This is a genomic window from Pantoea sp. GM01 (genome assembly GCF_000282675.1).
In the GTDB taxonomy this organism is placed as follows: Bacteria; Pseudomonadota; Gammaproteobacteria; order Enterobacterales; family Enterobacteriaceae; genus Pantoea; species Pantoea nemavictus.
The window spans coordinates 41,352-62,584 of sequence record NZ_AKIU01000047.1; the positions used below are offsets into that span (position 1 = coordinate 41,352).

Below are 21,233 nucleotides of genomic sequence, written 5' to 3' on the forward strand. Positions count from 1 at the left end.
ATTACGCGCGGTTAGCGCTGGCAAGGGCTTGCTGCAGATCGGCCCACAAATCGTCGGTCTCTTCCAGGCCCACCGAAATGCGGATCAGCCGTGGCGAGACGCCAAAATCGACCGCCGAGTTAAATTCATTGGCCTGATTGATCACCGAGATCGCCGGCATCACCAGGCTTTCAAATCCGCCCCAGCTCACGCCCATATGGAACAGTTCCAGCGCGTTACACAGCTGCGGAATATCCACTTGCTCAGCCACCTCGAAGGCGAACAGACCGCTGTAACCGCGTAATGAGGACCACGGCTGCGGGTGCAATCCCGGATGGCACACCGCCGTTACCAGTGGATGTTCAGCCAGTTTTTGCGCAAGGGTGAGCGCACTCTGATGATGATGCTTCATACGTAATGGCAAGGTGCGCAGGCCGCGCATCAGCAGCGACGCTTCATGTGCCGACAGCTTGCCGCCAAGGTAAGGACTGATAGAACGGGTAATGTTGTTGATGAGCAGCTGGCTGGCGATCACCACGCCGGCGACCACATCACTGTGGCCGCTGATGTATTTCGATGCCGAGTGCACCACGATATCGATACCGCACATCAGCGGCTGCTGGAAAATGGGCGACGCCCAGCTGTTATCAATGATGCTAATTACGCCCGCTTCACGCGCCAGCCCGGCGAGATTATGCAGGTTTTGTTCGCTCATTACCCAGCTGGACGGGCTCTCCAGATACAGCAGGCTGGCGTCGCTCAACGCGGCGCGAATTGCGGCCTCATCATCGCCATCAACAAATTCGGTAACAATGCCGAAGCGCTGACAGAAGCCACGCAAGAAGCGGTAGGTATCGGGATAAACGTGATTAACACACACCACTTTCTGCCCCGGCACCACCACACTGAGAATGGCATTGCTGATCGCCGCCATGCCGCTGCCAAAGGCCAGGCAGGCTTCGCCGCCTTCCAGCGCGGCCATTTTCTCCTGCAGCGCTTTTACCGTCGGGTTATCGACGCGCGAATAGAGTGGCTGATCGCTCTCGCCGCGAAAGCGCGCAATCATGCTGTCGTAATCGCTGAAGGTGAACAGCGAGGATTGGTAAATCGGCGTGGTCACCGCGCCGTTTTCATGGCGCCGATCGTGGGTAAGCAGCGTTTGCTGGGCAAGCGGTTTATCGTTTGGCATTAATCACATCCTTCATGTCGCGTTCGGTGATATCGAGAATTTGATGGCAGATAGCGCGTGCCGCCGCGCAATCGCGCTGGCGGATGGCGTTAAAGAGTTCGCGGTGCAGTGGGAAAGAGTCAGAAAACAGCGCCTGTTCCGGTGGGGATTCGAAAAAGGCGTGAAACGAGTCATAAATGCCGTTGAGCATTTGCAGCAGCAGTGGATTACCCGCCGCGCGATAGATACTGGCATGAAATGCCCAGTCTTCTGGCCCGGCTGAGCCAATCGCCAGATGCACCCGCTCCATCTCCTCTAGGCGCTGCTCTATTGCATGCAGGTCTTCTGTCGTTGCTCGCTGGGCGGCAAGCACGCAGGATTCAGATTCGATAATGCGGCGCACTTCCAGCGCGTGCAGCATGTTGGTTGAGTCATTTTTAAAGCGCAGCGATAAAAAGCTGTCATTAATGCCGACCTCAGCCTGCAGAAAGGTGCCGCTGCCCTTCTTGCGCAGAATAATGCCTAACGCTTCCCAACGTTTTAGCGCCTCCCGCACCGTATTGCGGCTCACGCCAAGCTTCTCTGCCAGCACCCGCTCAGGCGGCAAACGGCTGCCGGGCTGTGCACCGGACTGCGCCATATAACGCGTGAGCGCATCAAGAATCAGCGTGTCGCTGCGCGGGGTGGAAATAGGATGAAGCTCAACCGGTATCTGCATGGCATTGCCTTAATTGGTCCAACATCTCTACCAATCGATTAGCAACCGCCGTGCCATATTTTCAGGTGCATGAAATAAATGAAATTTGTTAGCGGTAATAAGCGCAGGTTATGCATTTTGCCGGTGCAAAAGGGTGAGATCTGCACCAGATAAGGACGGGAAAGGTGAATGCTGAAATAAACGAAGCGGGAAGTTTTGCTTACCAGGAAGAGACGAGTGGGGATGTTAAACCGTTAGCGAATATTTACCGTTTAGCGCGCGATAGCCTCTGCGCGCTAAACGTGTACACTTATTTGTTTAGCAACTGCCAGCGCTTATAAACGTCCAGCGCCTGTGGGCGAGGCTGATATTTCATCGGCAAGCGACGCTGCTCAATGGGTTTACTGTACTCATCGTAGAAAGTATCCAATTCAAAATATTTCCGGTCATCACGATAATAAGTTGAATACTCTTCACGCTTAGTAATATAAATGACCTGCTTGGGACTACAGTAATAAAGCGCGCCTAAACACATAGGGCAAGGGCTGGCGAGAATATAGATTTCGCAGTCGGTAAGATTTTCACTACCCAGTTCACAACAGGCCTGGCGAATAGCCAAAATTTCGGCATGCGCGGTAGGATCGTTAGTCTGCGCAACACGATTAGCACTCTCTGCCACCACCTTACCGTCACGCACAATTACGGTTGCGAAGGGCCGCCCACCCTCCTCAACATTTTTCATCGCCAAATCAATAGTACGTTGTACAAAGTCCATTCATGCCTCACTTTTCCACTTCAATAATCATTGAACCTCTATTTCAATTTCAGCCTGGTTCAATTTTTTAATATTAGAAAGCGAAGGACATGTCGAACGCATACAATTTAACCGTTGAGTGAGTAAGATTTTGTTTCCATCCAGACTTACCAATGGTTGCTATTACGACTGGCATCTATCTGGCCGGGAAGCGTTTCTAACTCACATTGGTTAGTGAAGGTTTGCGCAACCCCTCCATGTGATAAAGGTGCAACCGTACGCAATTTTATTGCGCGATTAACCTTAGGCAGCCACTCCTCGAAGTGTTTGCAGTAGGTATCCGCCAGATGCTTGTCATGCGTGCGGCCCAGAAAGAGTTTGCTCTTGCTAAGACGGCTCAAATCGGTGGCGTAGATTTCATAAAATTCGCCGCACTGCGCCATTTCAATTGCTGTGAAATGCATATGTGGCCAGAAGCTGACCTTTGCTTCAAAATTGCTGTAATTCATCTAATTATCGCTTATTTTGGGGGGTTGGATCTTGCCAGTTAAACCTGGTCTGTCCAGTTATCATAACCCAATTACCGTGGTGTGTTACTGTCAGATTAATCCTGATTCAGGAAAAAACATCTTCTTAAAGCCAATAGGTTAATTTTACGATTATCTTCCTCGCAATATTAAATACCGGCATCGTCCGGCGTTCGCCCGACAACAATCTGCAGCGTGCTGCGTAAACACTCTTGCAATGCTCTGTCATGCGTACTCTCCAGCTCGGCAATAAGATGCATAATAATGTTCTTGTTGGTGACGCTCTTCTTGTCCGCAATCAGGGTTCTGATAACCGAGCCGAGAATTTCGGCTTCGGATTTTAAATGCACCGAACCACAGTTAAAATAGCTGACAAAATCGGTACTCATATTATTTTTTTGCATGACTGCTCCCTGGTAATTAAGACCAGCATTAAGTGGGATACTCATTACATCTACATCGTCGTAAACTGCGCGAAAACGGTGTTTTCTACTCAGTTCAGACATTCAGGCACCGATAAGCGAAAGTCGCGCTTAGCAGTGATTGCTTGTTTTTTTAACAACCGAAGGGGTCGTAATAGGAGGAAAATATTTTTTAAGAAGTAGAAAGTATCTATCAAGAGAGCCTGCTGAAAGTAAGTATATTTTGAGGTTTAGCACGAAGGATATTTTCTCTTTCGCGCCGGATGACAAAAATATACAAATGCACATTGAGAGTACAGAATTATCTTTGTAAAAAAACGCTGCTAATTTAAGCAGTTAAAATAAAGTCATCCAGAACAGTCAGTTGCGTGATAGTTAGAGAGCAAAGAGAATTGTAAATTAGTCACAAATAATGATTATTACTCCTTTGGAGTTAAGCCGATTTAAGCCATTAAATTAATGCTGTCTGGTTTACATGGGGCGAAATTATCGCCCCTTCACGCTTACTGCAACGCCGTTAAAATCTGCATCGCGGCTTTTACCCGCTCGGTGTTCGGGTAATTTTTATTGGCCAGCATGACGATACCTAACTGCTTCTCTGGGATAAAAGCGACATAAGCGCCGAAGCCGCCAGTGGCGCCGGTCTTGTGTACCCATGATGCGTTCACGCGCGGATGTGGCCTGGCATCTAATACCGGCTGCGCGCCGAGCGCTACCTTATTGTCTGCGCCCTTCTCAGTCATTGCTGCCTGACCTGGCCAATCCAGCATTTCCCAGCCCAATCCCTGATAGAGAGCCGCGGTGCGGTAAAAACGCGTTTGCGCTAGCTCGAGAGCCTGCTGCAAAGTTTTGTCCTCAACCTGCTGCGGATCCATATTGGCCTGCATCCAGCGCGCCATATCTTTTATCGACGATTTTACGCCATAGGCTTCGGCGTCCAGCATGCCAGGCGAAACGCGCACCGGCTTGCCGTCGCGATAGCCCCATGCATACCGTTTTTGCTCTTTTTGCGGCACGTTGATAAAGGTGTGATCGAGCTTCAGCGGCGTCAACACGCGTTGTTGCATCGCCTGTTCAAATGACAGCCCGCTGGGTTTCACCGCCAGTAAACCAAACAGACCGATGCTGCTATTGGCATATTGTCGGGTGGCGCCGGGCTGCCATTGCGGCTGCCACTGTTGATAGAAATTCACCAACTTATCTTCGTCAGTGACCGCATCGGGAACCTGTAACGGCAAGCCGCCTGCGGTATAGGTCGCCAGTTGCAGCAGCGTGATAGGACGCCACTGCGGTGCATTAAGTGCCGGCCAGTATATGTTAGCAGCATCGCTAAGCTTAATTTCGCCTTTGGTTACGGCCACGCCGCCCAAGACACCGGTGAAGGTTTTACTTACCGATCCGAGTTCAAACAGCGTGTCTGCCGTAACCGGAAGCAGGTGTTGTGTATCCGCCAGGCCCCAGGTGAAAAAGTAAGGCTGGCCTTTCACTATCACCGCTACGGCCATGCCGGGAATCGCTTGCTGTTGCATTAGGGGTTTGATGATCTGGCTCACGCTGGCTTCAACCTCAGGTTGGGCGGCCATGCTGATTGCGCTAACTGATGCCAGCAGCGACGCTAGCAGGGTGCGAGAAATCAATTTCATATTATTAGTCTTCCGGGTGGTTATTTCGCCTGCAGTTTGCCCAATTTGACAGCGGGCAACAAACGGTTAATTTTAGTGGCAGATAAAAGAAAATCTTACAGGTAAAGCCGTGACTCGCCCCTACATCCCACTTAATGCGCTGAGAGCCTTTGAAGCCGCCGCACGTCATCTAAGTTTTACTAACGCTGCGATTGAACTGCACGTTACCCATGCGGCGGTGAGCCAGCAGGTAAAATTACTGGAGCAGCAGCTCGGCTGCCCGCTGTTTGTCCGGGTTTCACGCGGCTTGATGTTGACGCCGCAAGGTGAGAGTTTGCTGCCGGTGTTGAATGACTCTTTCGATCGCATTGCCGATACGCTGGATCGCTTTTCAGCGGGTAGAATGCGTGAAAAATTAAAGGTCGGCGTAGTGGGCAGCTTCGCCACGGGTTTACTGCTGCCGCGCCTGAATGACTTCAATCATCGGCATCCCCATATTGAGCTGCAGCTCTCCACCCATAACAATCGCGTCGATCCAGCAGCAGAAGGTCACGATTACACCATTCGCTTTGGCAGCGGGGCGTGGCACAGCACCGAGGCTAAGTGTATTTGCCCCGCCCCGTTGTCACCGTTGTGTAGCCCGTCCATCGCCCGGCAGTTGCAGCAACCTGCTGATGTGCACAAATTCACCCTGCTGCGATCTTTTCGCCGTGATGAGTGGAGCCAATGGTTGCAAAGCATCAACGAGCATCCGCCTTCTCCCGCTCATCCAGTGATGATTTTTGATTCGTCGTTAACCATGATTGAAGCGGCGATGCAGGAAGCCGGCGTAGCGTTAGCGCCGGTGAACATCTTCAGTCACTTGCTGCAAACCGGACGGCTGGTGCGCCCCTTTAATGCGGAGATCAATCTGGGAAGCTATTGGCTTACGCGATTGCAGTCGCGCAGCGAAAGCGCCGCCATGACGGCGTTTTCAGTCTGGCTAAGTGAACAGTTTGGCGGGGATAAACGGAGTACATCTTAGGGTGTTTTCAGGAAAAAGTAATATTCATCCGCTACTTGAGGTCAGCAGTTTCAACCTTGCCATCCGCGTTGAATGTCATCAACACGTGCCACGCTGAACGATCGGTAATTTTGAAATAATCGCCATCATTTTCACGCATGAAACCCTGTTCCACCAGTGCCGCAAAAGCACGCGCTTTAGGTTGTGCCACAACATGTGATTCCAGAAAGGAAACGATCTTGCGGCGCTCAGCTTCCTGCGTATTTTTTATCTGCTCAGCAGCAGGACGATTAGCCTCATTCTGCGCTTTGGTTTTGTGAATATCGCACCAGGTTGCCTCTGTTTGCATGTCGCATCCCGAACGTTCAAGGGCAGAACGATGCGCAGCGCTGATAGCCTGTGCCGGGCTAACTGCAATAATCGCCATCAGCAGCAGTGCACCCCGTAAAAATTTTGTATTGATCACTTTTCTCACTCCCGTAGTCATTGCGTGCCAACCGGGTTGACATTTCTTTACGAAGCGTAAAGTAGGCTACCCGCTGTTGCCATACCTTGATCTGCATCAGGCTTTACCGGAAGTTTATTTAACACGTGAAATAAGGATATGCCCAGTAATGCCGTTACGATCGCGCAAGTAGCGGAGATGGAACAAAGATAAAGTCAATGAGAGGGCTGTCATTAGCAGCATGCGATGTTAGAAGCGTCGAGGGTTTTATCTAAGGCAAGAAGCCTCACGCAGAGGTGCGTAAGGCAAGCTATCTTTCACTAAAATCACTCTTGCTCTTCAGCAATCAGCGTCAGTTTTTCGTCGGTGGCTTTTTCTTCTTCCAGCGTTTCACCCAGCAACTTAGCCGCATCCTGATAATCGAGTTTCAGCGCTAATGCGCGTAACGTCCCGTAGGTAGCGATTTCGTAATGCTCGACTTTTTGCGCAGCGCCAATCAGGCCAGCATCTCTCACCGGGCCCTGTTCAACTTCATCAATAATTTCCTGCGCCTCTTCGGCTAATCCTTCCAGCGCATGGCATTTCATGCGTTTAATCTGCACACCTTCGGTAAGCTCAACCAATTGATCAATACGTTCAATTTGACCACGCGTCTCTTCCAGATGCTGTTTAAACGCAGCGACTAGATTAGGATCGGTCGCCGCGCGAATCATTTTTGGCAGCGCTTTAGTGATCTGTTTTTCTGCACTATAAATATCGGATAAATCATGCACGAACAGATCTTGTAATGTTTTAATCGTCATATTATTACCTTTTATAATCGTGAAATCGTCAGATAAAATTGTGGGTGCGGGATAATCTTCATCCCCGCTGGCACATAAGCCTGACTTAATCATGGTTAACAATTGTTAATTCACAAGCGAAGCCTGAAAAATAAACTCGCCACATTATTAAAATTATTGCCAGACTTAGGCAAAGCGAATCTGGAGACGAAACAATGAAAAAGAGTAGCATTCCTGAACTGTGCTGCGAGATCGTTCATGAACGATCTCTATCGTCACTCAGTTTAATTTCCTTGTATGAAGTTGCCTTTACCAGCGGTAAATATGCCGTGATGCGTTTAGACAATGATCAATCATTTCATCAGGGTGACAAATTTAAACGTATAAATGACATTTGGTATTGTGATGAGAAATTAATACATCCGCAATCATTTCAATTTGTCGACAAGGCCGAAGCGCAGCGTGCATTTATCGAATATGATAAATAATTATTTTACTGTATTCATATCGTTGGAGGAAAAGCCGCTAACTGCTCTGGTTGCGCGGGTGGCAGTGACATCCAGAAAGCGACATCCATACTCACTTCATACTCAGCATGCGATTCAAGAAAAATATGCTCACCGCTACGCGACTGGCCGCCATACAGCCAGCCGCCCTGCACTTCGCCGCTTTCAAATTGCACAATACACTCCTGCTTATAGCCTGGTGCTTGTTCATTTAAATCAATCCATTCAAGGATATGGCGCATAGCTTTAACCTTTTCATCAATATTTTGAATACCAGGCCGAATCATTTCATCGATTAACATGCAGAAGTGACGAAGCAATAATAATTTATTCTTCCATGATAAATAACGATTTACAGTGTGGGCACAACATTGCCTGACCGCGTGCTTGTTTTATTGAGGATTGTGAGCAAAGCTTTTTACACACCGGACATTGCGCTTTGACCTCGCGGCGTCCCAGCGTTTCTAAAAATTGGTTTAACCAGCTCATAATTATTTTCCTTTTTCAGATAACTCATTCTAACACACCAGATTTTTTTCACGCCGACAAACCCTTTAGGTTAAGATTAAAACCACTCAACTCCATCAATACGCTCAGTTAAATGTTTTAGATTTAGTTTTACTTTTTAAACCAGACGTTAAATGCATTTAACGCTATACTTTCAATAGAATCATTAATTTCCCTCACCTTCCCTCATGCCGTCAATTTCCTGTTGATAGTGTTGGCTTTTATAATCCATTGGATTTTTTTGTGATGCCATTATGAAAAATAAACTTCCCACCGGGTTGATCATAAACAGTAGTGCGCTGCCGGCAACGGAACGTACCAGTATTGAATTTTTACATGAAAGCGGCATTTATCAGGCGAACCGGCCAGATGTTTTTTCCGAGCAGCAAATGGAAAATTATGGCGCGCGATTAGCAAAAACTCATCACCTCTCTACAGCGAAGAAAAGTTATAAATTATTGCAACGTCTGGCAGAGAACGAGCAGGCGCTGATAAAAAGTGCGGAAATATTAAGTACCGGTGATAAGCGTAATCTGACGCCTGCCGGCGAATGGCTATTGGATAATTTCTATATTATCGAAGAACAGATTCGCATGGTGCGCCAACTACTGCCGACCAAATTTGGTCAGGGATTGCCCGCGTTAACCGAACCTAGCCACACGCTGCGCATTCAGGCGATTGCTGATGAGATGATCAGCCACAGCGACGGTCGTCTGGAATCGGCGGTGTTATCACGCTTTATTCAAGCTTATCAGCGCGTTACCCCGCTGCTAATGGGTGAGCTCTGGGCGCTGCCAGCCATGCTGCGCTTTGCGTTACTCGATAACCTTGCGCGCATTGCCCAGGGCGTAGCCGAAATTCATCTGGAAAGAAGCCAGGCGGGTGCGTGGATTGATGAGATCGTTCATCATTCGGCCAAAGATGCCACCCGCGTCATTCAGGTAATTGCTGAGATGGCGCACAAAAATGAGCAGTTGTCCGGAGCCTTTGTCGCTGAACTGGCGCGCAAGCTCAATGGCCAGAATCACTCACTGGCGCTAACCTGGGTTGAACAACATCTGCTTAATACCGGCCGTAATACCGCGGATGTGATTGAACAATTTAACCGCCAGCTGTCGCTGAGCCAGCTTTCCGTCAGCAACAGTATTACCGGACTCCGTCAGCTGGGTGAAATCAACTGGCAGGATTTTGTTGAATCGCTGAGTCTGGTGGAACAGGTGTTGGTGCAGGATCCGGCGGGGATTTATCCGCAGATGCACTTTGACAGCCGCGATCAATATCGCCATGTGATAGAGGAGTTGGCGCGACAGAGCCAATTTGATGAGCTTGCCGTCGCCAATCAGGCACTGACGCTGTGTCGTCAGGCTGGATTGCCGCCGCGCCAGCAACATATCGGTTATTTCTTGCTGGATAAAGGGCGCGCGCAGCTTGAGCAACAGCTGCAGCCGCGCAGTTCCTTGCTGAGTCAGGCACGCCATCACCTAAGTCAGACGCCACTTCTCTCCTGGTTAGGCAGCCTGACGCTCCTCACCACCGCCTTTAGCGCCGAAACACTGCTGGTCACCCATCACGCCGGTATGTCTGTGGTGCTGTGGATCTTATTAGTGCCAGCGGTGATCTTAATCAGCAGTCAGCTCGCCCTGCAGCTGCTGAGCGAGGTCACGACACGCACCCGCCTTCCGGTTCCTTTGCCACGCCTCAATTTCGAACAGGCGGTGCCCGATGGCGACCGCACATTGGTGGTGATTCCCTGTCTGATCAGCACAAAAACCGGCACGGATACCCTGTTACGCTCGCTGGAAACCAGCTATCTCGGCAATGCCCTCGACAACATTTCGTTTGCGCTATTGGCCGATTTCACCGACAGCGTGGCCGAACATGAGGTGCAGGATGATGAAGTCATTGGCTATGCGGTGCTGAAAATTGAGGCGCTGAACCGCCGCTACAGCAGTAAAGCCAACCACGATGTGCTATTTACCCTGCTGCACCGCAATCGGGTACATAACCCGTCGCAGGGCGTATGGATGGGTTACGAGCGCAAGCGCGGCAAACTGCATGCGCTGAATCGCTGGCTGCAGGGTGAAGCGGAGATGTTTAACGTCATCGTCGGTGCCAATCAGGCGCAAATGCGCACGGTGAAATACGTCATCACCCTCGACAGCGATACTATCCTGCCGCGTGAAACCGCCCACAAGCTAATTGGCATCATGGCGCACCCGCTGAATGCCCCCGTTTTCGATGAGCGCTTAAACCGCGTGGTGGAAGGCTATGCCATTCTTCAGCCGCGCCTGGCGGAAGAGATTCCACCGTTCGGACAAGGCCTCTACGCGCGCCTCTCCAGCAGCGTGCCCGGAAATGATGCTTACTCTTCAATGTCATCAGATATCTATCAGGATCTGTTTGGCGAAGGCTCGTTTGTCGGCAAGGGAATCTATGATGTGGCAGCGTTTTCGCGCGCGACGCGTAATACCTGCCCGGAAAATCTGGTGCTCAGTCATGACCTGCTTGAGGGCTGTTATGCGCGATCCGGCGTGGTCAGCAATGTGGTGCTGTATGAACATTACCCTGACAACTATTTGAGCGATGTCGCGCGCCGTTTTCGCTGGGTGCGCGGTGACTGGCAGCTACTTAACTGGTTGCGGCTGCAGGTGCGTCTTGAAGATGGCGGCCATCAGGCTAATCCGCTCAGCGCGCTTTCGCGCTGGAAATTGTTCGATAACCTGCGACGTAGCCTGGTGGCACCGGCATTGCTGCTGCTGATCTGCCTGAGCTTCACCACTGTGGCTAATCCCCTGTTTTGGCTCAGTTGCATCGTCCTCTTCCTGCTACTACCTGGCATTCTGGCGCTGGGCATTGAGGGCATGCGCAAAAGTAAAAAGCGCGCCTGGCAACATCATTTATCTATCCTCGCCACCGATGCATTGACGCGACTGAGCAGAGCGGGACTCACCCTGGCGACCTTACCGCATGAAAGTTACTGGTCGCTGAAAGCGATTATCATCACGCTGTGGCGGCTCAACGTGAGCGGGCAATTTCTGAACGAATGGAAAAGCGCCTCGGCTGGCAGTGCCGCAAATGTCCCGACCCTGCGTTATTTCTATCGTGCTATGTGGATTAATCCACTGGCCGGCGTTGCACTGTCACTTTTGACCATCCTGCTCAACCCCTCATTGACCGCATTGGTGATGCCGCTGGCACTGCTTTGGCTGGCAACACCGTGGCTGTTATGGCGCTTAAGTAAACCCGCCGAAGCCCGCCAGAAAAAGCTCTCGGTTGAGCAGCAGCAGTTTTTACGTTCTAGCGCGCGACATACCTGGGCGTGGTTTGATGACTTCGTCACCGCCGAGCATAACCACTTACCGCCGGATAATTTCCAGGAGGTGCTGCAGCCCACCGTGGCGCACCGCACGTCGCCAACCAATATTGGCCTTTCCCTGCTTGCCACGTTAACGGCCTGGGATTTTGGTTACGTGACGCAGAAACAGGTGATTTCGCGCACCCTCGCCACGCTCGACAGTCTTGATCGCATGGAGCATTTTCGGGGTCATCTCTACAACTGGTATGACACCTACACGCTTAAACCGCTGCAGCCGCGCTACGTCTCCACCGTGGACAGCGGCAACCTTGCGGCGCATCTGGCAACCTTGCAGGCTGGACTGGCGCAGTGGAAACAGCAGCCGCTGCTGTCATTGGCGGTCATCATGGCGGGCTTAAACGACACCTTGTTACTGGCTAAAACGCAGCTCGGTGCCGAACGCAATGACCGCTGGGATGAAGTGGCCGAACAGTTTGTGGTGCTGCAACAGGCTGCACCTGCTGCCATCACTCATCAGCTCTCCGCCCTGATTACGCTGAGTGAAATTTTGCTGGCGCAGATGAAGATGCCGCCGCTGCAGGTGAAATGGTTTGAATTGTTCATCCGTCAGCTTGTCGATTTTCAGCAAGAGTGGGCGTTGTTTTTCAGCTGGATCACTCCTGAACATACGCTGCCTGCCACCTTGCCTTCACTTCTGTGGCTGAGCGAATTAGGTACGCATTATCCTGAGCTGGACGCGCAGCAATCAGCTCCGGTGATGTGGGCGGCGCGGGAACGTATGGCGACCTTACTGGAATTGGAAGGTCGACTGGACGATCACGCCAAAATGGATTTCCGCTTTCTCTATGTTGAGAGCACCGCGCTGCTCAGCGTCGGTTATAGCCTCGACAGCGGCCTGCTCGATAAAGGCAGCTATGACCTCTTCCCCTCCGAAGTGCGGCTTACACACTACTTTGCGATCTCAGCCAATCAGCTTCCGGTAAAAAGCTGGTTCGTATTGGGCCGTTTATTCACGCAGCTTGATAACCAACCGGCGGTGATGTCGTGGAGCGGATCGATGTTCGAGTACCTGATGCCGCATCTGGTGATGCCGGTGTACCCGGATACGCTGCTGGAAAAAATGGCCTTATCCGCAGTGAAGCAACAAATCGCCTCTGGCGAAGCCGCGCAGATTCCGTGGGGGGTGTCAGAATCGGCTTACGCCGCCTTTGATGATAGCCAGAACTACCAATACAAAGCGTTTGGTACGCCGGAACTGGGCCTGAAGCGCGGCCTGAGCGATGATCATGTGGTTGCGCCCTACGCATCGATGCTGGCGTTAATGGTGCTGCCGCTTCAGGCCATCGATAACCTGATGAAGCTGAAAAAAATGGGTGCCTGCGGCAAGTATGGATTTTACGAGGCGCTCGACTTTACTGCTCATCGGCTGGCGCGCGGTCAGCAATTTGTCGCCGTTAAAACCTACATGGCGCATCACCAGGGCATGGGATTACTGGCGATTTCGCATCTGCTATTCAATGCGCCGATGGTGGCGCGTTTCATGTTGAGTGCACGCTTTCAGTCCTCATACTTACTGCTGCAGGAGCGAGTGCCGGACGACATTGAGCTCTATACGCCGCGTCGTCAGTTTGTCGACAATTCAGATAATAAGCCGCGCTCTAACGCGCCCGAACTGCGCGAGTTTAGCGGTGCGGCCGCATATCTGCCGCAATTGCAACTGCTGTCGAACGCCAATTACCACGTGATGGTCACGCAATCTGGCACCGGCTATAGCCTGTGGAAAGGGCTGGCGTTAACCCGCTGGCGCGCGGATGGCACCTGCAACCAGCATGGTATCTTCTGCTATATCCGCGATCGCCAGTCCGGCGAGGTAATTAGCCCAACATTCCAGCCGAGCGGGGTTACACAGGCGCAGCATCTGGCGCGTTTCACCAACGCCGGCGCGGAGTTTGAAGCACGCAGTGAAAGCCTCAGCGCACGTCTACATGTGGTGGTATCACCGGAAGATGATGTGGAAATACGCCGCCTGGTCCTGACCAACCATTCACGCCAGCTGCGCGAAATCGATATCACCAGTTATGCCGAAGTGGTGCTGGCGCCTGCTGCCAGCGATCTGGCGCATCCGGCGTTCAGCAACCTGTTCGTGCAGACCGAGATTGTTGCCGAGCTTGAGGCGATTCTCACGCATCGCCGTCCGCGCGAAGCCAAAACCGAGCCGGTGTGGATGTTTCACGCCCTGCTGATTCATGGCGCGAGCGAGCGCGACACCCACTATGAAACCGATCGCGCGCAGTTTATTGGCCGTGGCAATACCACCGCCAATCCACAAGCCGTTGCGCCCGGCGGCGTTCTCAGCGGCAGTGCGGGATCGGTGCTTGATCCGCTGCTCTCCATTCGCCAGAAAATTCAGCTCAGGCCCGGTAAATCCATCACGCTCGATCTGCTGTATGGCGTCACCGAGCAGCGTGCCGCCTGCCTGGCGCTGATTGATAAGTATCGCAACAACGTCTACGCCAATCGGGTGTTTGAAATGGCGGCGTCGCACAGCCAGGTGGCGCTGCGTCAGCTCAATATCGCCGCTGAAGATGCCAGTTTGTATAACCAACTCGCCAGCGCGGTGATTTTTGCCAGTCCTGAAATGCGCGGCGACAGTCAACGTTTGCTGCAGAATCGTCTGGGCCAGACCGCCTTGTGGCGCCACTCGCTGTCGGGCGATCTGCCTATTGTGCTGGTACGCATTGAAAACGGTACGCAACTCAGTCTGGTGAGTAACTTGATTAAGGCGCATCAATACTGGCGGCAAAAAGGGCTAACGGTGGATTTAGTCATCCTCAACGGTGAGCAAGGAGGCTATCAGCAACTGCTGCAAAACCAGTTGGTTAAGATGATTGCCAGCGGAGATGTCCAGCAGCTCACCGACAAACCTGGCGGCATCTTCATCCGCCAAAGCGATCACCTGGTGTTTGAGGACATCACGCTGTTACTCAGCGTGGCGGCCGTAGTGCTGGAAGGACGTCACGGCAGTTTAGCCGATCAGCTCACGGTGCTATTAAAACCTCAGCCCACGCCGCCATCCGCTCACTTCCTGCCCGATAAACATGCCGCGCCTGCGCCCGTCAGCCTCACGCTGCCTGACACCCTGCAGCTGTTTAACGGCACCGGCGGCTATAACGCGGATGGCAGCGAGTATCATATTTTGCTGCCTGAGGAGCATCAGACGCCTGCTCCCTGGTGTAACGTTCTGGCCAACAAGCAGTTTGGCAGCGTGATCTCTGAAAGTGGCCAGGCTTACAGCTGGTATGAAAATGCGCATGAGTATCGGCTGACGCCGTGGCATAACGATCCGGTAAGCGATACCTCGGGCGAAGCCTTTTATCTGCGCGATGAAGAGAGCGGCGATGTCTGGTCGCCGATGCCGCTACCGCTGCGCGGTAAAGGCGATTATTTAACCCAGCACGGCATGGGTTACAGCCGCTTTGTGCATCAGGAGCAAGGCATTTGTAGCAGCGTCACCACCTTTGTCGCCGGTGAAGATGCGGCGAAAATTACCCTGATTCAGCTCAGCAACCTATCCGGAAGAACCCGTTATATGTCGATTACCGGCTACGTTGAATGGGTGTTAGGTGAACGGGTAAGCCAGTCTGCACGCCATGTACAGACCTCCTCAGCGAACGTTGAGTCTGGCAGCGCCATCCTTGCGGTGAATCCTTACGTCAGTGCTGGCTCGACTCGCACTGCGTTCTTTGCCGCATCGGGCAATCAAATCGCCTTCAGCGGCAATCGTCTTGAATGCCTCGGCCGTAATGGCTCGACGCGTAACCCGGCGATGATGCAAGCGCGCGGACTTTCGGGTAATACCGGTGCAGGCCTGGATCCCTGCGCCAGCCTGCAGACGCTGACCACGCTCATTGATGGCGATACGCGCACCTTCGTCTTTGTTTTAGGCGCGGCAGAAGATAGCGGATCGGCTTTGGCGCTAATGCAGCAGTTCCTGCCGACCGATCGCGCGGAAGCCGAGCTGGAGAGAGTCAAAAGACATTGGCGCGGCCTGTTAGATAAAGTGGCAGTGTTTACTCCCGATCGCGCGGTGAATTTGCTGGCGAATCGTTGGTTGCTGTATCAAACCCTGGCCAGCCGATTATTGGCACGCAGCGGCTATTATCAGTCGGGTGGCGCCTTCGGCTTTCGCGATCAGTTGCAGGATACGCTGTCTCTCACCCATGCCGCACCGCAGCTGCTGCGCGATCAATTGCTGTTGTGTGCCTCGCGACAGTTTATTGAAGGCGATGTGCAGCATTGGTGGCATCCACCTTCAGGACGCGGTGTCAGAACGCGCTGTTCGGATGATTACCTCTGGCTCCCCTTTGCGCTTTGTCATTACATCAGCGCCACGGACGATCTGGCGCTACTCGAACAGCAGGTTGCCTATCTCGAAGCGCCACCTCTGCCTGCTGAGGAGGAATCGGTGTATAGCCTGCCGAACATCAGCCAACAGAGTGAAAACCTGTGGGATCATGCGTTACGCGCCATCAAGCATGGCCTGAATTTTGGTGAGCATGGGCTGCCGCTGATGGGATCTGGCGACTGGAATGACGGCATGAGCGCGGTCGGCATCGCCGGCAAAGGCGAAAGTGTCTGGCTGGGCTTTTTCCTCTACACCGTGCTTACCCGCTTTGCTGCACTCTCAGAACGCCTTGGGAAAACCGAAACCGCCAGCCTGTGTCAGCGCCAGGCCAATGAGTTAAAAACCGCGCTCAACCAGGTTGCGTGGGATGGTGAATGGTTTCTGCGCGGCTACTTCGACAGCGGTGAAACGCTGGGGTCGCACAGCAACGCCGAGTGCCGGATCGATGCCATCGCCCAGAGCTGGTCAGTGCTATCGGGCGCGGGCGATCAAGCCAAATCTGCCTCGGCGATGCAGGCGCTCGATCGGCAACTGGTCGATAGCGATAACGGATTGATTAGGCTGCTGACGCCGCCATTTAACGGCGTTGGCCCCAATCCTGGCTACATCCGTGGCTATCTACCGGGCATTCGGGAAAACGGCGGCCAGTATACTCACGGCGCGCTGTGGGCGATCATGGCATTTGCCGAAATGGGCCAGGTCGACCGCGCCTGGGCGCTGCTGGCGCTGATCAACCCAATCAATCACAGCCTGAATGCCGCTGATGTAGAAACCTACAAGGTGGAACCTTATGTGATGGCCGCCGATGTCTACAGCGCCGAGAATCATGAAGGCCGAGGCGGCTGGACCTGGTACACCGGCTCTGCGGGCTGGGCCTATCAGCTCATCATCGAGAGCCTGCTGGGTATCACCCGCCATGGCGATAAGCTGCAGCTGCGGCCGCGTCTACCGGCGGCATGGCCGGGCGTAAAAGTGATCTATCGCGAGGGTGAAGGCGTTTATGAGATTGATATCACGCGTGCGCCAGGGGATTACCAACTGTGGCTGGATGATGAGCGTTGTGCCGCCGACCAGATCACCTTGAGCAGCGCAGCCGGACACCATCAGGTGAGGATTATCTCGGACGGTAACCATCACTCGGCTCATTAGTTTTTGCCATAGCTAGCAGTGGAAAATAGTGCAGCACGCGCTAAGCGGCTATTTTAGGGTAATTCTCCCCTACAAGGAGAATTAGCCATGAGCATCTTATCTCCCGGAAATCGCCGGGATTTTCTGTCAGCGGGCATGAAGCTTACCGCGGCTGGCACCTTACTCAGTGCCGGTATGAGCAGCGGTACCCTCGCCGCCGAGACTGGCCAAACCGCCAATCTCAGCCGCATCGATGCCAGCCACTATCTTTTACGCAACGTGCGACTGGAAGAGGCGTTTATACGCAAAAATGAGGTAATTACGGCCACACGCACCGGTTTGTATGACATCGAAGTGAGTGCCGGAAACATTGCCGCCATTCATGCTGCGGGTGTCATTCGCAGTCTGCCCACGTGGGATGCCGCCGGTTATCTGCTGCTGCCCGCCACGCGTGACATGCATATTCATCTTGATAAAACGTTCTACGGTGAAGGCTGGCGCGCGCCGCTGCCGCGTCACAGCGTGGTCGATATGATTCATCAGGAAGAGCAGATTTTGCCTGAGCTGGTGCCCACCTCTGAGATCCGTGCCGAGAAGCTGATCGGTCTGTTGCAATCCAAAGGCAGTAGCGCAGCGCGCAGTCATTGCAATATCGACCCGGTTAGTAAGTTACAAGGTCTGGAACACCTGCAGCAGGCGATTGCCCATCATCGCGACGATTTTCACGCCGACATTGTCGCCTTCCCGCAGCACGGTTTATTGCGTTCAAAAGTGGAAGGCATGATGCGAGAAGCGATGAAAATGGGTGCGCATTATGTCGGTGGACTCGATCCCACTAACGTTGACGGGGCGATGGAGAAGTCGCTGGATACCCTGTTTTCAATTGCGCTCGATTTTGCGGCACCGATCGATATTCATCTGCACGAAACCGAACCGCACGGCGTGGCAGCGATTCGCTATATGCTGAAAACAGTTAAGGAAAACCCGCAGCTGAAAGGCAAAGTCACCCTCAGTCACGCCTTCGGGCTGGGCACGTTACAGGGTAACGAACTGGCCGCCATGATTGAGCAACTGAAGGAGCATCAGTTCAGCATCGCCACCACGGTACCGATTGGCCGCGTAATCATGCCCTTGCCCCAGCTGCGTGCGGCAGGCGTACCGGTGTGGTCTGGCACCGACACCATCGCCGATCACTGGCAGCCTTTTGGCAGCGGTAGCATGCTGGAAAAGGCCAACGTTTATTCGCAGCTGTATCGTGGCCCGGATGAGTATTCGCTTAGCCGCGCGTTAGGCATCGCCACCAACGAAGTGTTACCGCTGAACAGCGAGGGCGAGCGGCAATGGCCTAATGCGCAAGACACGGCGACGATGATGTTAGTCAACGCCAGCTGCTCCGCCGAAGCCGTGGCGCACATCGCACCGGTGATGGCGACCTTCTATAACGGCAAGCAGACGTTTGGTGCGCTAGCGAAGGTGTGAATCTCTGGACAGGTGCGCTAAACGGTGCACCTGGATAAACAAAGTCAATTTAGGCATTTGCCTGTACAGGATGTTTTCCTTAGCCTGAAATTAATGACAAGAGAGGGACTTATGACAACATCAACATTACCGGTCGCGATTGTTACCGGCGGCAACAGCGGCATTGGTTTGGAAACTGTAAAACTACTGGCGAGCGATCATCAGGTGTATGCTATCGGACGTAATCCGCAAACGTTACAGGCATTAGAGTCGATAACCAATGTGATTCCACTGGCGCTGGATATCACGGATTTTGCCGCCGTGGCTGCCTTTGCCGCGACGCTTGAGCGGGTCGATGTGTTGGTACATTCGGCTGCCATATCAATACTCAGTACTACTTTCTCTGCTACGCCAGAACTGTGGCAACAGCACTTAAATGTTAACGTCATTGCACCGGCTGAACTCACGCGTGTGACCTTGCCCGCCCTGCGCGCATCTCAGGGTAAAGTGGTGTTTATCAACTCCGGTTCGGGCACGTTGGCGCTGGCCGGACACGTGGTCTATTCTGCGTCAAAATTTGCCCTCACCGCGCTGGCGCATGCGCTACGTAGCGAAGAGAGCGAGCATGGCGTGCGCGTGGCAACAGTTGCGCCCGGTCCAACCGATACGCCGATGAATCAGGCTTCACGCGCACGCGCCGGTAACCACGCACCGATCAATCCGCAAGAGTATCTCGACGCCTAATCCGTGGCGCGCGCGGTCAGATTTATCGTCGACAGTCCTGAGGATACGCAAATTGCCGATATCGTTATTCGTCCGCGCCGCGATAAAGCGAAACGGTGATTAGGATCTTATTCCAGGGAAGGATTTGGTATCAAACCGTGACTGATTATCCAGCATAAAGGTAAAGTAGCCAGCTCGATAACTAAGGAATGGTTAACTGATGTACTCAAAATACAAGGTTGCAGCGATATGGGGATTGGTTTGCTTTTTATTACTCTATCGGACGTTACTTGCCGAGGTGATTTTGTCGTGGCAGGTCATCCAACATTATGAGATCCCTGGCTGGCAGCTCTTTGTTTCCTATGCCACAAATATAGTGCCTGATTTGCTGCCGTTGGGCTGTTTCATATTACTTACGCGTAACGCTAACTTCAGCAAAATTAACTCACTTATTCTGCCGCTCATCGCCTGGTTAATTGGCCGCTTTGTCATAGTCAGCGTAATGTGGATCATTACCTTTAAAATCAGTAACCCACCGCCTTTTTCGGGTGGAGAGCAGAATATGGTTAGCGAGTATCTGGTAAACCTCTTTTGGTCCATTAACACCTTAACCTCCGCGCTTATTATTCTCGTCTGTGGCTATGCTTTCTGGCGTGAGCGCAGAACGTCTTAAACGGCAGCACGCTCTTTTTTAAAAAAAGTTAGCAATATCTTCACCGCTCATTCGTCTACCTCATCACAAGCGATTATCCGTTAATGTAATGAGGAACAAACAATGAGAGATTTTGATATGCGCAGACACCATCGTGGAGATCATTTTGGCGGACACCGCCTGGCGAAACCGCTATTGCTGGGTGCGGTGATTATCGCTGCGCTTGGTTTGCTGGTGATGTCGCTGTGGAATGCGCTACTGCCGGGTATTGTAGGTGTCAAAAGCATCGGCTTCTGGCAGGCGCTGGGATTGTTGGCACTGTGCCGCATTCTGTTTGGTGGTTTAGGTTTTCGTCCCGGCATGTTCGGCATGGCGCGTCGTCGCATGCACGAGCGTTGGATGCAAATGACGCCGGAGCAGCGTGAAGAGTTTATGCAGCATCGCCGCGATCGCTTTGGTCACCGTGGACATCAAGGACGTTGCGATTGGCACGATCGTCGTGATGATCGCGGCGATCGTCCGCAGCCAGAGGCGAATGCCGCCAAACCCAGCGATGCCGAGTAGTTGTGATGGCGCAGGATTCACTGCTGATGTCGGCGATAACCGCCTGTCGAACTAAGCTGAAAGCGTTTATCCGCGGTCGTACCGCAGTGCGTGATGATGCCGACGATATCTTGCAGGAAGTCACGTTTAAGCTGATGCAGCTGGAGCAGCCGGTGGAGAATGTCGCCGCCTGGCTGTTCCGCGCGGCGCGCAATGAAATGACCGATCGGGCGCGGAAAAAGCGTGAGCTGCCGTTGGCCGATTTTTTCAGCGGCGGCGAAGATGGCGATTTTCCTGAAGATGAGCTGGCCGAAACCTTATTTGGCGTGCCGCAAACGCCTGAAGATGAGTATCTCAAGGCGCTGCTGTGGGAAGAGCTAGAGGAAGCATTAGCGGAATTGCCCGACGCGCAGCGTGAGGTGTTCGAGAAAACCGAACTGCTCGGTTACAGCTATAACGAACTGGCGCAGGAGAGCGGTTGCAGCGTACAGGCACTGTTATCGCGTAAACACAAGGCGGTACTGTTTTTACGCACGCGGCTGCGTAATCTCTACGACGAACTCACCCAATAACCCGATTGCCTGGCAATCGGGTTG

The 21,233-nt window shown here is 52.8% G+C and carries 18 protein-coding genes; 8 read left to right on the forward strand and 10 right to left on the reverse strand.

What is annotated here, in order from left to right:
- Position 1: 1 nt before the first annotated feature.
- The 6 genes from PMI17_RS14070 to ampC all read right to left on the reverse strand — a co-directional run bounded on the left by PMI17_RS14070 (position 2) and on the right by ampC (position 5,190).
- Positions 2-1,168 carry a PLP-dependent transferase gene (locus PMI17_RS14070; protein ID WP_009128013.1) on the reverse strand — a complete coding sequence of 389 codons (1,167 nt, stop codon included), beginning with the start codon at positions 1,166-1,168 and terminating at the stop codon, positions 2-4.
- On the reverse strand, positions 1,155-1,865 hold the full coding sequence (locus PMI17_RS14075; protein ID WP_009128014.1) for a FadR/GntR family transcriptional regulator: 711 nt from the start codon (positions 1,863-1,865) through the stop codon (positions 1,155-1,157). The genes PMI17_RS14070 and PMI17_RS14075 overlap by 14 nt, the downstream gene beginning before the upstream one ends.
- Positions 1,866-2,154: 289 nt before the next feature.
- Entirely contained in the window at positions 2,155-2,619 is a 465-nt protein-coding gene (locus tag PMI17_RS14080) for a nucleoside deaminase (RefSeq protein ID WP_009128016.1), read from the reverse strand.
- Positions 2,620-2,765: 146 nt separating this feature from the next.
- Complete coding sequence (locus PMI17_RS24900; RefSeq protein ID WP_009128019.1) at positions 2,766-3,107, reverse strand: hypothetical protein; 342 nt, start codon at positions 3,105-3,107, stop codon at positions 2,766-2,768.
- Between the two features lie 167 nt (positions 3,108-3,274).
- Positions 3,275-3,529, reverse strand: coding sequence for a biofilm/acid-resistance regulator YmgB/AriR (locus tag PMI17_RS14090; protein ID WP_009128021.1), 255 nt, complete (start codon positions 3,527-3,529; stop codon positions 3,275-3,277).
- Positions 3,530-4,050: 521 nt separating this feature from the next.
- Entirely contained in the window at positions 4,051-5,190 is a 1,140-nt protein-coding gene (gene ampC / locus PMI17_RS14095) for a class C beta-lactamase (protein WP_009128023.1), read from the reverse strand.
- A 109-nt stretch (positions 5,191-5,299) separates the two neighbouring features.
- Here ampC and ampR point away from each other — a divergent pair, with 109 nt between their 5' ends.
- A complete protein-coding gene (gene ampR / locus PMI17_RS14100; RefSeq protein WP_009128025.1) occupies positions 5,300-6,193 on the forward strand; it encodes a LysR family transcriptional regulator AmpR in 894 nt (297 codons plus the stop codon).
- Between the two features lie 31 nt (positions 6,194-6,224).
- On the opposite strand, the gene PMI17_RS24510 is transcribed toward ampR, so the two are convergent.
- Together PMI17_RS24510 and PMI17_RS14110 are read right to left on the reverse strand one after the other, a co-directional pair.
- Entirely contained in the window at positions 6,225-6,647 is a 423-nt protein-coding gene (locus PMI17_RS24510; RefSeq protein ID WP_157178884.1) for a hypothetical protein, read from the reverse strand.
- A gap of 296 nt (positions 6,648-6,943) precedes the next feature.
- Positions 6,944-7,420, reverse strand: coding sequence for a ferritin-like domain-containing protein (locus tag PMI17_RS14110; RefSeq protein WP_009128031.1), 477 nt, complete (start codon positions 7,418-7,420; stop codon positions 6,944-6,946).
- A 194-nt stretch (positions 7,421-7,614) separates the two neighbouring features.
- Here PMI17_RS14110 and PMI17_RS14115 point away from each other — a divergent pair, with 194 nt between their 5' ends.
- Positions 7,615-7,887 carry a hypothetical protein gene (locus PMI17_RS14115; protein WP_009128033.1) on the forward strand — a complete coding sequence of 91 codons (273 nt, stop codon included), beginning with the start codon at positions 7,615-7,617 and terminating at the stop codon, positions 7,885-7,887.
- 14 nt (positions 7,888-7,901) lie between these two features.
- Here PMI17_RS14115 and PMI17_RS14120 read toward each other — a convergent pair whose 3' ends face one another.
- Positions 7,902-8,207, reverse strand: a complete 306-nt coding sequence (locus tag PMI17_RS14120; protein WP_235440737.1) for a hypothetical protein — start codon at positions 8,205-8,207, stop codon at positions 7,902-7,904.
- 25 nt (positions 8,208-8,232) lie between these two features.
- On the reverse strand, positions 8,233-8,394 hold the full coding sequence (locus tag PMI17_RS25540) for a YnfU family zinc-binding protein (RefSeq protein WP_009128036.1): 162 nt from the start codon (positions 8,392-8,394) through the stop codon (positions 8,233-8,235).
- 272 nt (positions 8,395-8,666) lie between these two features.
- Here PMI17_RS25540 and PMI17_RS14125 point away from each other — a divergent pair, with 272 nt between their 5' ends.
- The 6 genes from PMI17_RS14125 (at position 8,667) to PMI17_RS14150 (ending at position 21,209) form a co-directional block, all read left to right on the forward strand.
- Positions 8,667-17,282 carry a GH36-type glycosyl hydrolase domain-containing protein gene (locus PMI17_RS14125; RefSeq protein WP_009128037.1) on the forward strand — a complete coding sequence of 2,872 codons (8,616 nt, stop codon included), beginning with the start codon at positions 8,667-8,669 and terminating at the stop codon, positions 17,280-17,282.
- An 87-nt stretch (positions 17,283-17,369) separates the two neighbouring features.
- Positions 17,370-18,740, forward strand: a complete 1,371-nt coding sequence (locus tag PMI17_RS14130) for an amidohydrolase (protein ID WP_009128040.1) — start codon at positions 17,370-17,372, stop codon at positions 18,738-18,740.
- A gap of 111 nt (positions 18,741-18,851) precedes the next feature.
- Positions 18,852-19,463 (forward strand): SDR family NAD(P)-dependent oxidoreductase, encoded by a 612-nt coding sequence (locus PMI17_RS14135; protein WP_009128042.1) that lies wholly within the window; start codon positions 18,852-18,854, stop codon positions 19,461-19,463.
- A 199-nt stretch (positions 19,464-19,662) separates the two neighbouring features.
- Positions 19,663-20,115, forward strand: a complete 453-nt coding sequence (locus PMI17_RS14140) for a hypothetical protein (protein ID WP_009128043.1) — start codon at positions 19,663-19,665, stop codon at positions 20,113-20,115.
- A gap of 102 nt (positions 20,116-20,217) precedes the next feature.
- Positions 20,218-20,658 carry a hypothetical protein gene (locus tag PMI17_RS14145; protein WP_009128045.1) on the forward strand — a complete coding sequence of 147 codons (441 nt, stop codon included), beginning with the start codon at positions 20,218-20,220 and terminating at the stop codon, positions 20,656-20,658.
- Between the two features lie 5 nt (positions 20,659-20,663).
- Positions 20,664-21,209 (forward strand): RNA polymerase sigma factor, encoded by a 546-nt coding sequence (locus tag PMI17_RS14150; protein ID WP_009128046.1) that lies wholly within the window; start codon positions 20,664-20,666, stop codon positions 21,207-21,209.
- Positions 21,210-21,233: the final 24 nt, after the last annotated feature.

What these genes read in the sequence shown, in the direction of transcription:
- PMI17_RS14070 (WP_009128013.1), bottom strand. Translation starts at nt 1,168, where the DNA reads ATGCCAAACGATAAACCGCTTGCCCAGCAAACGCTGCTTACCCACGAT.
- PMI17_RS14075 (WP_009128014.1), bottom strand. Translation starts at nt 1,865, where the DNA reads ATGCAGATACCGGTTGAGCTTCATCCTATTTCCACCCCGCGCAGCGAC.
- PMI17_RS14080 (WP_009128016.1), bottom strand. Translation starts at nt 2,619, where the DNA reads ATGGACTTTGTACAACGTACTATTGATTTGGCGATGAAAAATGTTGAG.
- PMI17_RS24900 (WP_009128019.1), bottom strand. Translation starts at nt 3,107, where the DNA reads ATGAATTACAGCAATTTTGAAGCAAAGGTCAGCTTCTGGCCACATATG.
- PMI17_RS14090 (WP_009128021.1), bottom strand. Translation starts at nt 3,529, where the DNA reads ATGCAAAAAAATAATATGAGTACCGATTTTGTCAGCTATTTTAACTGT.
- ampC (WP_009128023.1), bottom strand. Translation starts at nt 5,190, where the DNA reads ATGAAATTGATTTCTCGCACCCTGCTAGCGTCGCTGCTGGCATCAGTT.
- PMI17_RS14110 (WP_009128031.1), bottom strand. Translation starts at nt 7,420, where the DNA reads ATGACGATTAAAACATTACAAGATCTGTTCGTGCATGATTTATCCGAT.
- PMI17_RS14115 (WP_009128033.1), top strand. Translation starts at nt 7,615, where the DNA reads ATGAAAAAGAGTAGCATTCCTGAACTGTGCTGCGAGATCGTTCATGAA.
- PMI17_RS14120 (WP_235440737.1), bottom strand. Translation starts at nt 8,207, where the DNA reads ATGTTAATCGATGAAATGATTCGGCCTGGTATTCAAAATATTGATGAA.
- PMI17_RS25540 (WP_009128036.1), bottom strand. Translation starts at nt 8,394, where the DNA reads ATGAGCTGGTTAAACCAATTTTTAGAAACGCTGGGACGCCGCGAGGTC.
- PMI17_RS14125 (WP_009128037.1), top strand. Translation starts at nt 8,667, where the DNA reads ATGAAAAATAAACTTCCCACCGGGTTGATCATAAACAGTAGTGCGCTG.
- PMI17_RS14130 (WP_009128040.1), top strand. Translation starts at nt 17,370, where the DNA reads ATGAGCATCTTATCTCCCGGAAATCGCCGGGATTTTCTGTCAGCGGGC.
- PMI17_RS14135 (WP_009128042.1), top strand. Translation starts at nt 18,852, where the DNA reads ATGACAACATCAACATTACCGGTCGCGATTGTTACCGGCGGCAACAGC.
- PMI17_RS14140 (WP_009128043.1), top strand. Translation starts at nt 19,663, where the DNA reads ATGTACTCAAAATACAAGGTTGCAGCGATATGGGGATTGGTTTGCTTT.
- PMI17_RS14145 (WP_009128045.1), top strand. Translation starts at nt 20,218, where the DNA reads ATGAGAGATTTTGATATGCGCAGACACCATCGTGGAGATCATTTTGGC.
- PMI17_RS14150 (WP_009128046.1), top strand. Translation starts at nt 20,664, where the DNA reads ATGGCGCAGGATTCACTGCTGATGTCGGCGATAACCGCCTGTCGAACT.